The sequence below is a fragment of the Streptomyces sp. NPDC003456 genome (assembly GCF_042878735.1).
Taxonomy (GTDB): domain Bacteria; phylum Actinomycetota; class Actinomycetes; order Streptomycetales; family Streptomycetaceae; genus Streptomyces.
Genome location: NZ_JBIAOK010000008.1, coordinates 39,462 through 53,945, shown reverse-complemented (window position 1 = coordinate 53,945; position 14,484 = coordinate 39,462). Strand labels below are relative to the sequence as shown.

Genomic DNA, 14,484 nt, shown 5'->3' with positions numbered 1-14,484 from the left:
CTGCCATACTGCGGAGGTCCCGCCCCCGCCCGTGAGACCAGGGTCGAAAAAGTGAACATCAGCCCACAGCCCGCCGCCCGCCCCAGAGCCCGCGGGACGGAGCGCTCGACGGCACGTCGTGCCGAACTCATCGCCATCGGGCGGAGGTTGTTCGCCGACACGTCCTACGACGCGCTGTCGATGGACGACATCGCCCGCCAGGCGCACGTCGCCAAGGGGCTGATCTACTACTACTTCCAGTCCAAGCGCGGCTACTACCTGGCCATCATCCAGGACTCCGTCACGGAGTTGCTCACCCTGGCGGCCGGCGGCCTCCGGCTGCCCCCGGTGGAGCGGGTCCAGCGCACCATCGACAGCTACCTGCGCTACGCCGAGCACAACCAGGCCGCGTACCGCACCATCGTCAGCGGCGGTGTCGGCTTCGACGCCGAGGTGCACGCGCTGCGCGACGGGGTGCGCGAGTCCCTCGTGACAACGATCGCAGAGGGCGCCTACGGCCGCACCGACATCAGCCCGCTGGCGCGTATGGGGCTGCTGGCCTGGGTGTGCGGTGTCGAGGGCGCCACCCTGGAGTGGGTCGACCGCCCGGAACTGGCCCGCGCGACCATGTGCGAGCTGCTGGTGAAGACGCTCGGCGGCGCCCTGCGCGCGATCGAGGAGCTGGACTCCGCGTACCCGGCCCCGCAGCCGGCCCGGCGCGGGGCATGAGCGAGGGGCGGAGGGTCCGCCACGGCCCCTCCGCCCCTCGCCCGGGCCCTACTTGATGGCCTTGATCAGCTCACCGTTCGCGGTGTCGCCGCTCAGCTCCCAGAAGAAGGTCCCGCCGAGACCCTGCTGGTTCTTGTAGTTCATCTTGGTCGCGATGGTCGCCGGGGTGTCGTAACTCCACCAGTCGCTGCCGCACTTGGCGTACGCGGTGCCGGCCACCGTCCCCGTCGCCGGGCACTTGGTCTTGAGCACCTTGTAGTCCTCGATGCCCGGCTCGTAGGTGCCGGCCGCCGGGCCGGTGGCGGTGCCGCCGGGGGCCGCCTGGGTGACGCCGGTCCAGCCGCGGCCGTAGAAGCCGATGCCGAGCAGCAGCTTGGAGGCGGGGATGCCCAGTCCCTTGAGCTTGGCGATGGTCGCCGAGGAGTGGTTGTCCGCCTTCGGGATGCCGGCGTACGAGGTCAGCGGAGAGTGCGGGGCCGTCGGCCCGGCGGCGTCCCAGGCGCCGAAGAAGTCGTAGGTCATCGGGTTGTACCAGTCGACGTACTGGGCGGCGCCCGCGTAGTCGGCGGCGTCGATCTTGCCGCCCGGGGTGGCGTCGGCGGTGATCGCCGCGGTCACCAGGTTCCTGGAGCCGAACTTGGCGCGCAGTGCCTGCATGACGTTCTTGAAGGCCGCCTTGCCGCTCGTGTCGCAGGTGGCGCCGCAGGCGTTGGGGTACTCCCAGTCGATGTCGATGCCGTCGAAGACGTCGGCCCACTTGGAGTTCTCGACCAGGTCGTAGCAGGACTGGGCGAAGGCGGCCGGGTTCTTCGCGGCCTCGCCGAACCCGGCCGACCAGGTCCAGCCGCCGAAGGACCACAGCACCTTGAGGTTCGGGTGCTTCTGCTTCAGCTTGCGCAGCTGGTTGAAGTTCCCGCGCAGGGGCTGGTCCCAGGTGTCGGCCTTGCCGTCGACGGACTCGGCGGCGGTGTAGGCCCGGTCGGTGGCGGCGTAGGCGTCGCCCATGGTGCACTTGCCGCCGGTGACGTTGCCGAACGCGTAGTTGATGTGGGTGAGCTTGACGCCCGAGCCGGACGTCTCGATGTTCTTGACGTAGTACTTGCGGTCGTAGGTGCCCCATTCGGTGAAGTACCCGAGGACCTTGGAGCCGGCGGCCTCGGCCCGGGGAGCGGCCTTCGAACCGGCGGCGGCCTCCTGAGCCGAGGTCGCCGCGGCGGCGGAGGTGCCCGCGCCGGCCAGCAGTCCGGCGCCGAGGACGGCGCAACAGGCCGCCGACACGAGCGCCCGGAAGCGGGAGGGGTGGGGGGTGTGCATCCGTGAGTCTCCTCGTGGGGGAGAGGAACACGCGCTCATTGGCATGAACGCGGTCAGTCGGTGGAGCGAAACAGTAGGAGGACTAGACCAGTTGGGTCAATGGTGCGGACCAATTTCCCCGGGCGGCCGAAGCGCGGCCCTTTCTTGAAGTAAGCGGTCGTTAACTGGTGACTGGATGCCTCCGATCGGGCATACTCACAGCGCACAGCCGCTGGTCAGCAGCGTCCGCGACCCGGGACTGCAAGCATCGGCCAGGCACCAGATCGACCCGGCGGCGCCGCCCCCACCCTTGGGCCCGTCCGCCAGTGCCCGACAGGGAGGAGAGCGTCGCCATGCCCGACCGCGCCCCGCAGCCGGTGGACCGGCAACTGCCCACGGAGGAGGCCCGGGACCTCATCTCACTCGTCCGCGACATCGCGGCGCAGGAGATCGTCCCGGCGGCGGCCGAGGAGGAGGACGCCGGCCGCTTCCCGCGGGAGCTGTTCACGCTGCTCTCCCGCTCCGGCCTGCTCGGCCTGCCCTACGACTCGGAGTACGGCGGCGGAGACCAGCCCTACGAGGTGTACCTCCAGGTCCTGGAGGAGCTGGCCGCGGCCCGCCTCACCGTCGGCCTCGGCGTCAGCGTGCACTCCCTGGCCTCCTACGCCCTCGCCGCCCACGGCACCAAGGAGCAGCAGGTCGAGCACCTGCCGGCGATGCTCGGCGGCGGCCTGCTCGGCGCCTACTGCCTGTCCGAGCCGCACTCCGGATCGGACGCGGCGGCCCTGCGCACCAGGGCCGTGCGCGACGGCGACGACTGGGTGATCACCGGTACCAAGGCCTGGATCACCCATGGCGGCGTCGCCGACTTCTACACGGTCATGGCCCGCACCGGCGGGGAGGGCCCGCGCGGGATCACGGCCTTCCTGGTGCCGGGCGACGCGGAGGGCGTGAGTGCGGCGGCACCCGAGAAGAAGATGGGCATGAAGGGCTCGCCCACCGCCCAGGTGCACTTCGACGGCGTCCGGGTCTCCGACGACCGCCGCATCGGCGAGGAGGGGCAGGGCTTCGCCATCGCCCTGTCGTCCCTCGACTCGGGACGGCTCGGCATCTCCGCGTGCGCGATCGGCGTGGCCCAGGCGGCGCTCGACGCGGCGGCGACGTACGCGTCCGAGCGGCGCCAGTTCGGCAAGCCGATCGCCGACTTCCAGGGGCTGCGCTTCATGCTCGCCGACATGGCGACACAGATCGAGGCGGGCCGCGCACTCTACCTCGCGGCGGCACGGCTGCGTGACGCGGGCCGGCCGTTCGCCCGGCAGGCGGCCATGGCCAAGCTGTTCTGCACCGACACCGCGATGCGGGTCACCACCGACGCCGTGCAGATCCTCGGCGGCTACGGCTACACCGCCGACTTCCCGGCCGAGCGCTACATGCGTGAGGCCAAGGTGCTGCAGATCGTGGAGGGCACCAACCAGATCCAGCGGATGGTCATCGCCCGCCATCTCGTGGGTCCGGAGGAGCGCTGAACTGGTCGAGTCCCCGCCACGGGGCCGCCAGCCGCATCCACTCCGGGTCGTGCCGGCCCGGCAGGGTGCGGCCGCCCTCGGCCCAGGTCCGCATGAGGTCGCGGAAGATCGGCGGATCCTGGTAGCGGGGCGGAACGGGCCGAAGCGATTCTGCGGGCGGCGGGACGTACAGGAGGCGCTGACGCCCGGTCGCTGAGGAGATGGGGGTCATACCAGGGCAACGCGGCGGAGGGCGGCCAGGTCACCGCGGCGAGGAATCGGGCGTGCGTTCACCGGCGTCCGGACCGCAGGCGACGGGACGCGTGCGGCGCGCGCCGATGTTCCCGGAGGCACCGCACCCGGCGCGCGCCCGCCTCGGGAGGTCCGGGGCCAGGGGTGCCCGCAAGCCGGGCTCGGGACAGGCCGGGACGCGGCGGTCCCGCACGCGTGGTGCGGGGTCCGGGACGCAGCGGTCCCGCACCACGGCGGTCCTGTGAGGGCCGTGGTGCGGGGCAGTCGCACGAACGGGAGCGAGCGGGCGGGAAGGGCCCGTGCTCAGGCCGCCCGGCGCATGACGGGGACCCTGATCGGGCGCGAGCCCGGGCCGCCGACGTGCGAGAACGGCTGCATCCGCCAGTCCAGTCCCTGAGGGAGTGTCAGCAGCAGGGCGGTGTCCTGCTCCTGGGGCTCCACCGACTCGTCGGCGGGGCGGGCGTCGGAGGCCCTGCGGCCGGTTCCGGCACAGACCGTGAGTCCGAACGGGTTCCACGGCGAGGCGCACAGCGCGTGCTCCGGCAGGATTTCCTCATCCGCCAGCAGGGCGATGGGCTGCGCGCAGTCCGGGCAGACGACCCGGAACATCTCGAACGTGTCGTAGGCGTCGAGTTCGTCGTCGAAGGCGTCGGATTCGACGCCCTCCGGCTCGGGCTCGACGACGGGCTGCTGCCGCTTGGGTGCGGTGCGACCAGGGCGCTTAAGACTCTGCATTGGGTTCTCCCCCTCGGGCTGGGCCGTATCAGGCACTGCGGCCTCGACCACAGCAAGCACTTCCCGTCACCCCCGGGTGGTAATCACGGGAACATCACGGAGACTGTTCGAGTGATGTGGCGTTCGTCACATCCCTGCTCGGGGTGTCCGCTGCGGCGCTTTTGTCCCCCGGATGGACGACCCTCCCGCGGCCGCGCGGCACCGACCGTCCATGACCTGGACTCCTCGGGTATCCCGGGAGATCAACCGCCCTGTAGGTTCTAGCGCCATGGAGGAGCTGGACCGACAGATCGTGCAGCTGCTCGTCAAGGACGGGCGGATGAGCTACACCGACCTGGGCAAGGCCACCGGCCTGTCCACCTCGGCCGTGCACCAGCGGGTGCGCCGGCTGGAGCAGCGGGGTGTCATCCGGGGCTACGCGGCGGTCGTCGACCCGGAGGCGGTGGGGCTGCCGATGACGGCGTTCATCTCCGTCAAGCCCTTCGACCCCAGCGCGCCGGACGACATCGCGGACCGGCTGGCCGGAGTCCCCGAGATCGAGGCGTGCCACAGTGTCGCCGGGGACGAGAACTACATCCTCAAGGTGCGCGTCGCCACGCCGCACGAACTGGAGGAGCTGCTCGCCCGGCTGCGGTCCCTGGCCGGGGTGTCCACCCGGACGACGGTGGTCCTGTCGACGCCGTACGAGGCCCGGCCGCCCAGGATCTGACCCGCCGGACGCCGCCCCCGGAGGACGGCCCGGGGAAGGGCCGCGCGGTTCCCGCGCCCCTGATCGACTCGGCGGGCCGCGCCCCTGTGACACTGGTGTCCATGAGTGAGTCCCCCGCGCCGCCGAAGACCGTCCTGCTCCGCCGTGGAGAGGTCCACAGTCCCGCCGATCCCTTCGCCACCGCGATGGTGGTCGAGCGCGGGCAGGTCGCCTGGGTGGGTTCCGAGGGCGCCGCCGACGCCTTCGCCGACGGGGTCGACGAGGTCGTCGATCTCGACGGCGCGCTCGTCACCCCCGCCTTCACCGACGCACACGTGCACACCACCGCCACCGGCCTCGCCCTGACCGGGCTCGACCTGTCGGGCGCCCCCTCCCTAGAAGCCGCCCTGGCCCTGGTGCGCGAGTTCGCCGCCGCCCGGCCCCACGACCGCGTACTGCTCGGACACGGCTGGGACGCCGCCCGCTGGCCCGGCGGCCGGCCCCCGACCCGTGCCGAACTCGACGAGGCCACCGGGCACCGCCCCCTCTACCTCAGCCGCATCGACGTGCACTCGGCGGTGGTCACCACGGCGCTGCTCGACCTCGTCCCGGCCGCCGGCCGGGAGGACGGGCCGCTCACGGCCGACGCCCACCACGCCGTACGGGCCGCCGCGTTCGGCGCCGTCACCGAGCGGCAGCGCACCGAGGCGCAGCGGGCCGCGCTGGCGCACGCCGTCTCCCTGGGCATCGGGACCGTCCACGAGTGCGCCGGTCCCGAGATCTCCTCGGAGGACGACTTCACCGGCCTGATGGGCCTCGCCGCCCGGGAGAGCGGACCGCGCGTCGTCGGCTACTGGGCCGAGCAGGACGTCGCCAAGGCCCGGGAACTGGGGGCCGTCGGTGCCGCGGGCGATCTGTTCGTCGACGGCGCCCTCGGCTCGCACACCGCCTGCCTGCACCAGCCGTACGCCGACGCCGGGCACACCGGCCGGGCGTACCTGGACGCCGCCGCGGTCGCCGCCCACGTCGTGGCGTGCACGGAAGCGGGTCTGCAGGCCGGCTTCCACGCCATCGGCGACGCGGCCGTGGACGCCGTGGTCGAGGGGGTGCGCACCGCGGCCGAGAAGCTCGGCCTCGCCCGCGTCCGGGCCGCCCGGCACCGCCTCGAGCACGCCGAGATGCTCACCCCGGAGGCCGTCGCGGCCTTCGCCGAGCTGGGTCTGACCGCCTCCGTCCAGCCCGCCTTCGACGCCCTGTGGGGCGGCGACGAGGGCATGTACGCCCAGCGCCTCGGGGTGGAGCGCGCCCGCACCCTGAACCCGTTCGCGGCCCTGCTGCGCGCCGGGGTCCCGCTCGCCTTCGGGTCCGACAGCCCCGTCACCCCGCTCGACCCCTGGGGCACGGTCCGCGCGGCCGCCTTCCACCGCACGCCGGAGCACCGCGTCTCCGTGCGCGCCGCCTTCACGGCGCACACGCGGGGCGGCTGGCGGGCGGTGGGCCGCGACGACGCCGGAGTCCTGGCCCCGGGCGCGCCCGCCGACTACGCCGTGTGGCGCACCGGTGAACTGGTGGTCCAGGCACCGGACGACCGGGTCGCCCGCTGGTCCACCGACCCCCGCTCCGGCACCCCGGGCCTGCCCGACCTCACCCCGGGCCGTGACCTGCCCGTATGCCTGCGCACGGTCGTCGGCGGCCGCACGGTCTTCGTACGGCCGGGCGAGTGATCTACGGGGGCGGCACGTGGGAAACCGTGCGCCGGGTCCCCGGCGCGCGACCTGCGCCTCCTCTGCCCTGAACAGCGAGGCGAGGCGGAACGGGCAGGTCGGAGGGCTGTTGACAGGCAGCCGCAGGCTGCCGGTAGGTTCTGCCGAGTCCACCACCGGACGCCCGACCGGGGAACGTCCGAGCACTCGCCGCGGCACCGCCGGGTCAGGGACGGTGTGCCGCACCGGGCACCGCCACTGGGAGCCAGGCTCAGGCCGGAGCAGCGCCGAGGGAATGTTCCGGCCGGTCGGGGAGGTGTGACCCGGGTGGGGCCCGGGCGCTCAGTAGACAACGGCTTTCGGTCGATCCGCAGCCAGCGGATCCCAGGTCGGCCCGAAGGGCGCCGGGCCCCCATCCGCCGCAGGCCCCCTCCGGAGGAGGCCTTTCGGCCCGCGTTCCCGCGGGCCCGACACCACGATTCGAACGTCCGGTCACGTCAGCGCAGGCCGGGCGCACTATGGTGGACCCCTGCATATGGACATGAAGGGGCATCAGTGAACGACGGCGACGGAACCCTCGCGGCAGGAGCCCAGGGGAGGGAGTTCGGCCCGCTCGGCACGGCCTTGGTGATCATCCCGACCTACAACGAGGCGGAGAACATCAAGAGCATCGTCGGCCGCGTGCGGGGGGCCGTCCCCGAGGCGCACGTGCTCGTGGCCGACGACAACAGCCCGGACGGCACGGGCAAGCTGGCCGACGAGCTCACCGTCGACGACGACCACGTCCACGTCCTTCACCGCAAGGGCAAGGAGGGCCTCGGCGCCGCCTACCTCGCGGGCTTCCGCTGGGGGCTGGAGCGCGGGTACGGCGTGCTGGTCGAGATGGACGCCGACGGTTCCCACCAGCCCGAGGAACTGCCCCGTCTGCTCACCGCCCTCAAGGGCGCCGACCTCGTGCTGGGCTCGCGCTGGGTGCCCGGCGGCCGGGTCGTGAACTGGCCGCGGTCCCGCGAGGTCATCTCCCGGGGCGGCAGCCTCTACTCCCGGCTGGCGCTCGATCTGCCGCTGCGCGACATCACCGGCGGCTACCGGGCCTTCCGCCGGGAGACCCTGGAGGGCCTCGGCCTCGACGAGGTGGCCTCGCAGGGCTACTGCTTCCAGGTCGACCTGGCCCGCCGCGCCGTCAAGGCCGGCTACCAGGTGGTCGAGGTGCCGATCACCTTCGTCGAGCGCGAGCTGGGCGACTCCAAGATGAGCCGGGACATCCTCGTCGAGGCGCTGTGGCGGGTCACGGCATGGGGCGTGGGGGAGAGGGTCGGCAAGGTCGCCGGCCGAGTCACCAAGCCCCCGAAGCCGTAGCCGACGCCCCGGCCGGGGTCACCGCCGGGCGGCGAGCCCGGCGCGTCCGGGCGCGGCCCGGCCGGCCACGCTCGGCACGATCGCCCGGACCGCACGCCGTGGCCGGGTCCGCGGCGGGTCCCGCACGGGAACCGCTGATCAGGCGCTTATCCCGTGCTGAGCCGGGGCCAGGCACACTGGAGGCATGACGACTGGCGCTCAGACCCCCTCCTCCGCCCGGCCCCGGCGCTCCCGGCTGCGCACGTTCCTGCCGCTGGGCATCGCCGTGTGGCTCGTGCTGGAGATCTGGCTGCTCACGCTGGTCGCTGGGGCGTCGAACGCGCTGGTGGTGCTGCTCGTGCTGCTGGCCGGGGTCGCCGCCGGTTCGGTGGTGATCAAGCGGGCGGGGCGGCGGGCGTTCCGCAATCTCTCCGAGACGCTGCAACAGCAGCAGAGCGGGACGGCGCCCGCGGGCGCCCGGCCGGCCGGTGAGGGCAACGGCCTGATGATGCTGGGCGGTCTGCTCCTGATCATCCCGGGGCTGCTGTCGGACGCGGTGGGCCTGCTCCTGCTGCTGCCGCCGGTGCAGAAGACCGTGAGCCGCTCCGCCGAGCGCACCTTCGAGCGCAAGCTCCGCGAGGCCGACCCGGGAACGGTGGGCGGAGTCTTCCGGCAGGCGCGCATCCACCAGCCCGACGGCAAGGTCGTCCAGGGCGAGGTCGTGCGCGACGAGCCGGGCGGTGACACCCCGCGCCAGCCGCGTCCGCCGCTGACCCACTGACCCGCCGGGGGCACGCCGGAGCACGACAAACCGAGGGCGCCGTACGAACCGTACGGCGCCCTCGGTTAATCACTGACGTGCGCTGATCGATCGACCAGGCCGGGTCGGGTCAGGCCGACTTGCGGCTGTCCCGGGGATGAACAGCGATGTTCATCGCACCGGAGCGCAGAACCGCCAGACGCTCCTCGAGGACCTCTTCGAGCTCCTCACGGGTGCGCCGCTCCATCAGCATGTCCCAATGCGTACGCGCGGGCTTGGCCTTCTTCTCTTCCGGGCCGTCGCCGTCCACCAGGAGTGCCTGGGCCCCGCAGACCTTGCACTCCCACTCCGGCGGGATCTCCGCCTCGACCGAGAAGGGCATCTCGAACCGGTGCCCCTTCTCGCATGCGTACTCCACGGCCTGGCGCGGGGCCAGGTCGATGCCGCGGTCCGTCTCGTAGCTGGTCACCACGAGGCGCGTGCCGCGAAGAGCTCGCTCACTCATGAATCGTGCCTCCCGGGCTTGTCGCCCACAGGACAGGTGTCGCTGTCGTCGTCATCCGGTCAACGTCCGGTCGGCGGTAAAGATTCCCGTTCCGAGTCCCGTTCCGGGTCGTGCGTCGCCGTCGTAGCCGCCCTTGTTGTACCCACCAGTGCCCGGTTTGTCACATCTAATACCAGATGTGACCCACCGTTTCGGCATCTTTGACGCGCAGTAACGGTACGCCTGGCAGGCCAAACGCGTACACTACCGCCCTTTCGCGCTCAGTGCTAAATCCGGTCCGGAACCGGGTTCCCCGCTTCCTCGATCGCACGCCGGACCGGGACCCGGGCGAGCAGCACGAATCCCAGCACGAAGAAGGCCACCAGCGAGATGATCGCGTCCCGGTAGCTGCCGGTGAGCTGGTAGGTCAGTCCGAACAGCAGCGGCCCCAGCCAGCTCATGCCGCGGTCGCTCACCTCGTACGCGGAGAAGTACTCGGCCTCCTTGCCGGGCGGGACGAGGTGGGAGAACAGGGAGCGGGACAGCGCCTGGCTGCCGCCGAGCACCAGGCCGATCCCGCCGGCCAGGACGAAGAACCACACCGGCGCCCCGGCGGGAAGGAAGTATCCGGCCGCCAGGGTCAGCGTCCAGGCGACCAGCGAGCCGAGAATCGTCCGCTTGGCGCCGTACACACGTGCCAGCCGGCCCATCGCCAGCGCCCCGGCCACCGCCAGGACCTGCACCAGCAGGACCGCGCCGATGAGGGTGGACTGGCCGAGGCCCAGTTCCTTCGACCCGTAGACCGAGGCCTGGGAGATCACCGTCTGGACGCCGTCGTTGTAGACCAGGTAGGCGAGGAGGAAGCCGAGGGTCAGCGGGTGGCGGCGCATGTCCCGGATCGTCGCCGCGAGCTGCCTGAACCCCGGCAGTGCCGCCTCGCGCGGGGACGTGGCCCGGTCGCGGAGCCGTGTCAGCGGGATGAGGGCGAAGGCGCCCCACCACAGGCCGGCGGACGCCAGGCAGATCCGCACCGCCGTGCCCTCGGAGACGCCGAAGCGCTCGTGCCCCGTGTAGAGGACGAGGTTGGCGACCAGCACCAGCGCGCCGGCCGCGTAGCCGAAGGCCCAGCCCCGGGAGGAGACCGCGTCGCGCTGCTCGGGCGGGGCGATCTGCGGCAGGTAGGAGTTGTACAGCATCATCGCCACCGACTGGGCGGCGTTCGCCACGACCAGGAGGGCGCCGCCGAGCAGATAGCGGTCGCCGTCCAGGAGGAACATGGCCGTCGTCGCCGCCGCGCCGGTGTACGCGGCGGCCGCGAGCAAGGGCTTCTTGCGGCCCGTGCGGTCGGCGGCGGCACCCACCAGCGGCATCACCAGCACCGCCACGATCACCGACAGCGACACCGAGTAGGCGAAGAACGACCCGGCGCGCACGGGGATGCCCAGCGGGTGGACGTAGCCGTCGGCGTCGGCGGCCGACTCGGCCACCGAGGTCAGGTAGGGGCCGAGGAAGACGGTGAGCACGCTCGTGGAGTAGACCGAGCAGGCCCAGTCGTAGAAGTACCAGCCGCGCTGCTCGCGTCTGAGTTCCGCTCCGTCGGCCGGCGGTGTCCGCACGGTGTCCGTACCCACCCGTGCCCTCGCTTCCCCGTGCAACGCGCGCAGCCGGCCGGGCCCGGGGTCTCAGACCCAGACGCCGCGGTCCTCCATGACCTTGCGCAGTGTGTCGATGTGATCGGTCATGATGCCATCCACACCGAGGTCCAGGAGCCGGTGCATGCTCTCCGGTTCGTTCACCGTCCACACGTGCACCTGGAGCCCGCGGGCGTGGGCCGCGCGTACGAAGCGGCCGTCCACGACCTGGATGCCGGACTGCACCTCGGGCACCTGCGCGGCCACCGCCGACCGGCGCACCGTCGCCGGCAGGCCCAGGGAGCGCAGCCGCAGGTTGAGCACGCCCCGGGTGCCGTACGAGGTCGCCAGGCGCGGACCGGCCAGCCGCTGGGCCCGCACCACCCGGGCCTCGGAGAAGGAGCCGAGACAGATCCGGTCCCAGGAGTCCGTGCGGCCGACCAGGTCGAGGAAGGGCAGCAGGGCGGCCTCGGACTTCACGTCCACGTTCCAGCGCACACCGGGGAAGGTCTCCAGCAGCTCCTCGAAGAGGGGGAGGGGCTCCCGGCCCGCCACCCGTGCCCGCCGCACCTCGCGCCAGGGCAGGTCGGCGATCCGGCCCGCGCCGTCCGTGACCCGGTCCAGGGTGGTGTCGTGGAAGGCGACGAGCTTGCCGTCGCGTGTGGTGTGGACGTCGGTCTCGATGTACCGGTAGCCCGCCTCGACGGCGCAGCGGAACTGGCGCACGGTGTTCTCCAGGCCGTCCGCCGCCCCGCCGCGGTGGGCGAAGGCGATCGGGCCGGGATGGTCGAGGTAGGGGTGGTGTATCCGCGGGGTCACGGACGCAGTATCGCCCGCCGGGGTTGACCGGTGGCAACGACCGTGCTGCCGGCGGGTGCCTCGGGGACGGCGAACACCCGCAGGAACACCTGCGCCAGCGGGCCGATCGCCACGGCGTACAGCAGGGTCCCGATCCCGACGGTGCCGCCGAGGGCGAAGCCGGTCGCCACGACGGTCAGCTCGATGCCCGTGCGCACCAGGCGGATCGAGACGCCGGTGCGCTGGTGCAGTCCGGTCATCAGCCCGTCGCGCGGGCCGGGGCCGAACCGGGCCGCGATGTAGAGGCCGGTCGCCGCCCCGTTGAGGACGATCCCCCCGGCCATCAGGCCCACCCGCAGCGGCCAGCCGTGCGCGTCGGGCACCAGGGCCAGGGTCGCGTCCATGGCCATGCCGATCACGAGGACGTTGGAGACCGTGCCCAGCCCCGGACGCTGACGCAGCGGGATCCACGCGAGGAGCACCGCCGCGCCCACGATCGTCAGGACGACGCCGATGGACAGCCCGGTCAGCTCGGCGAGGCCCTGGTGCAGCACGTTCCACGGCTCCAGGCCCAGCCCGGACCGGACGAGCAGCGCCGAACTCGCGCCGTACAACGCGAGCCCGGCGTAGAGCTGGACGAGCCGCCGGGCGAGATGCCCCCGCGTGGCCATGTGGTGCCCCCTGGTGGTGGTAATGGACTGACGCATGACACCATGTGGCTTGGATGGAGGAGCCATCCAGGGCCAATCCGGGGAAGGTGGACTGATTCCGATGGCGCAGTGGACCTCGGCCGTGGGGGCGGCACAGCTCGCCCGGCTGCTCAACTCCCAGCAGGACCGCCCCGCGGGGCCCGGCACCCGCCGCCCCCCGGCCTACCGGGCCCTCGCCGACGGCATCCGCCTGCTGGTGCTGGAGGGCCGCGTCCCGGTGGCCGCCCGGCTGCCCGCCGAGCGGGAACTGGCCCTCGCCCTGTCCGTCAGCCGTACGACGGTGGCCGCCGCCTACGAGGCGCTGCGCAGCGAGGGGTTCCTGGAGTCCCGGCGCGGCGCGGGCAGCTGGACCGCCGTCCCCGCCGGGAACCCGGTGCCCGCCAGAGGGCTGGAACCGCTGCCGCCGGAGGCCCTCGGCTCGGTGATCGACCTGGGCTGCGCCGCGCTGCCCGCCCCGGAACCATGGCTCACCCGCGCCGTGCAGGGCGCGCTGGAGGAGCTGCCGCCCTACGCGCACACGCACGGCGACTACCCCGCCGGACTCCCGGCGCTGCGGTCCATGATCGCCGAGCGCTACACCGCGCGCGGCATCCCCACCATGCCCGAGCAGATCATGGTGACCACCGGCGCCATGGGCGCGATCGACGCGATCTGCCACCTGTTCGGCGGGCGCGGCGAGCGCATCGCCGTGGAGTCGCCCTCCTACGCCAACATCCTGCAGCTGATGCGCGAGGCGGGGGCCCGGCTGGTGCCGGTCGCGATGGCCGAGGGGCTCTCCGGCTGGGACATGGACCGCTGGCGGCAGGTGCTGCGGGACGCGGCGCCGCGCATCGCCTACGTGGTGGCCGACTTCCACAACCCCACCGGGGCGCTCGCCGGCGAGGACCAGCGCCGGCGGCTCGTCGACTCGGCCCGGTCGGCGGGGACCGTGCTGATCGCCGACGAGACGATGAGCGAGCTGTGGCTCGACCCGGAGGTGGAGATGCCGCGCCCGGTGTGCGCCTTCGATCCGGCCGGGTCCACGGTGATCACGGTCGGATCGGCGAGCAAGGCGTTCTGGGCCGGCATGCGGATCGGCTGGGTGCGGGCCGCGCCGGACGTCATCCGCAGCCTGGTCGCGGCGCGGGCCTACGCCGACCTCGGTACCCCGGTCCTGGAGCAGCTGGCGGTCAACTGGCTCTTCGGAACGGGCGGCTGGGAGCAGGCGGTGCAGGTCCGGCGCGAGCAGGCCCGGTCCAACCGGGACGAGCTGGTGGCCGCCGTGCGCCGGGAGCTGCCCGCGTGGGAGTTCGAGGTCCCGCAGGGCGGTCTGACGCTGTGGGTGCGCACCGGCGGGCTCTCGGGATCGAGGCTCGCGGAGGCCGGCGAGCGCGTGGGCGTGCGGGTGCCCTCCGGGCCGCGCTTCGGCGTGGACGGCGCGTTCGAGGGCTATGTGCGGCTGCCGTTCACCGTCGGTGGGGCGGTCGCGGAGGAAGCGGCGGTACGACTGGCCGCCGCGGCCGCGCTGGTGGAGTCGGGCGGGGTCGGCGGTTCGGAGCCGCCGCGCACGTTCGTGGCGTAGGACGGAGCCGCCCGTAAGAGGAAGAGCGGTTCCTCCCGGGGGAGGAACCGCTCCCGTTCGAGGGGCGGGCGGGCGGGCTAGGGCCGTTCCGCCTGCTCCGGCTTCTGCTCCTCGCCGGCGGGGACGTGGGCCGGGGCCGGTTCGAGATGCCCGGCCGGGACCGGGGCGGGGTGCCCGGCCGGAGGGGCGGGACGTCCTGCGTCAGTGGGAGCAGGATCCGCAGTGGGGCTCCCGGCCTGCGCCGGCGTGGCACCGCCGGCCCCCGGGGTGACGGCCGTCGGGACGGCCGCCTTGGCGACCAGGTGGACCGCCGTCGGC

At 73.0% G+C, this 14,484-nt stretch carries 13 protein-coding genes; 7 read left to right on the top strand and 6 right to left on the bottom strand.

What is annotated here, in order from left to right:
* The first annotated feature begins 51 nt into the window (after positions 1 to 51).
* Positions 52 to 708, top strand: coding sequence for a TetR/AcrR family transcriptional regulator (locus ACFYWG_RS29750; RefSeq protein ID WP_376331533.1), 657 nt, complete (start codon positions 52 to 54; stop codon positions 706 to 708).
* 48 nt (positions 709 to 756) lie between these two features.
* On the opposite strand, the gene ACFYWG_RS29745 is transcribed toward ACFYWG_RS29750, so the two are convergent.
* Entirely contained in the window at positions 757 to 2,022 is a 1,266-nt protein-coding gene (locus tag ACFYWG_RS29745) for a glycoside hydrolase family 18 protein (RefSeq protein WP_389204215.1), read from the bottom strand.
* Positions 2,023 to 2,354: 332 nt separating this feature from the next.
* On the opposite strand from ACFYWG_RS29745, the gene ACFYWG_RS29740 reads away from it, so the two are divergent.
* Positions 2,355 to 3,527 (top strand): acyl-CoA dehydrogenase family protein, encoded by a 1,173-nt coding sequence (locus tag ACFYWG_RS29740; RefSeq protein WP_383505033.1) that lies wholly within the window; start codon positions 2,355 to 2,357, stop codon positions 3,525 to 3,527.
* Between the two features lie 534 nt (positions 3,528 to 4,061).
* Here ACFYWG_RS29740 and ACFYWG_RS29735 read toward each other — a convergent pair.
* Complete coding sequence (locus tag ACFYWG_RS29735; RefSeq protein WP_383505030.1) at positions 4,062 to 4,493, bottom strand: hypothetical protein; 432 nt, start codon at positions 4,491 to 4,493, stop codon at positions 4,062 to 4,064.
* A 268-nt stretch (positions 4,494 to 4,761) separates the two neighbouring features.
* On the opposite strand from ACFYWG_RS29735, the gene ACFYWG_RS29730 reads away from it, so the two are divergent.
* The 4 genes from ACFYWG_RS29730 (at position 4,762) to fxsA (ending at position 9,003) form a co-directional block, all read left to right on the top strand.
* On the top strand, positions 4,762 to 5,202 hold the full coding sequence (locus ACFYWG_RS29730; RefSeq protein WP_004002750.1) for an Lrp/AsnC family transcriptional regulator: 441 nt from the start codon (positions 4,762 to 4,764) through the stop codon (positions 5,200 to 5,202).
* 101 nt (positions 5,203 to 5,303) lie between these two features.
* Positions 5,304 to 6,905 carry an amidohydrolase gene (locus ACFYWG_RS29725; RefSeq protein WP_389204214.1) on the top strand — a complete coding sequence of 534 codons (1,602 nt, stop codon included), beginning with the start codon at positions 5,304 to 5,306 and terminating at the stop codon, positions 6,903 to 6,905.
* A 534-nt stretch (positions 6,906 to 7,439) separates the two neighbouring features.
* Positions 7,440 to 8,243 carry a polyprenol monophosphomannose synthase gene (locus ACFYWG_RS29720; RefSeq protein ID WP_389204213.1) on the top strand — a complete coding sequence of 268 codons (804 nt, stop codon included), beginning with the start codon at positions 7,440 to 7,442 and terminating at the stop codon, positions 8,241 to 8,243.
* Between the two features lie 184 nt (positions 8,244 to 8,427).
* Complete coding sequence (gene fxsA / locus ACFYWG_RS29715) at positions 8,428 to 9,003, top strand: FxsA family membrane protein (RefSeq protein ID WP_389204212.1); 576 nt, start codon at positions 8,428 to 8,430, stop codon at positions 9,001 to 9,003.
* 109 nt (positions 9,004 to 9,112) lie between these two features.
* Here fxsA and ACFYWG_RS29710 read toward each other — a convergent pair whose 3' ends face one another.
* The 4 genes from ACFYWG_RS29710 to ACFYWG_RS29695 form a co-directional block, all read right to left on the bottom strand.
* Complete coding sequence (locus ACFYWG_RS29710) at positions 9,113 to 9,487, bottom strand: RNA polymerase-binding protein RbpA (protein ID WP_003977404.1); 375 nt, start codon at positions 9,485 to 9,487, stop codon at positions 9,113 to 9,115.
* 266 nt (positions 9,488 to 9,753) lie between these two features.
* The gene (locus tag ACFYWG_RS29705) at positions 9,754 to 11,097 is read right to left on the bottom strand and encodes an MFS transporter (protein WP_389204211.1); all 1,344 of its coding nucleotides are present in this window, start codon (positions 11,095 to 11,097) and stop codon (positions 9,754 to 9,756) included.
* 51 nt (positions 11,098 to 11,148) lie between these two features.
* The gene (locus ACFYWG_RS29700) at positions 11,149 to 11,916 is read right to left on the bottom strand and encodes a glycerophosphodiester phosphodiesterase (RefSeq protein ID WP_383505021.1); all 768 of its coding nucleotides are present in this window, start codon (positions 11,914 to 11,916) and stop codon (positions 11,149 to 11,151) included.
* A complete protein-coding gene (locus ACFYWG_RS29695) occupies positions 11,913 to 12,602 on the bottom strand; it encodes a YitT family protein (RefSeq protein ID WP_389204210.1) in 690 nt (229 codons plus the stop codon). The genes ACFYWG_RS29700 and ACFYWG_RS29695 overlap by 4 nt, the downstream gene beginning before the upstream one ends.
* Positions 12,603 to 12,666: 64 nt before the next feature.
* On the opposite strand from ACFYWG_RS29695, the gene ACFYWG_RS29690 reads away from it, so the two are divergent.
* Positions 12,667 to 14,166 (top strand): PLP-dependent aminotransferase family protein, encoded by a 1,500-nt coding sequence (locus tag ACFYWG_RS29690; RefSeq protein WP_389204209.1) that lies wholly within the window; start codon positions 12,667 to 12,669, stop codon positions 14,164 to 14,166.
* Positions 14,167 to 14,484: the final 318 nt, after the last annotated feature.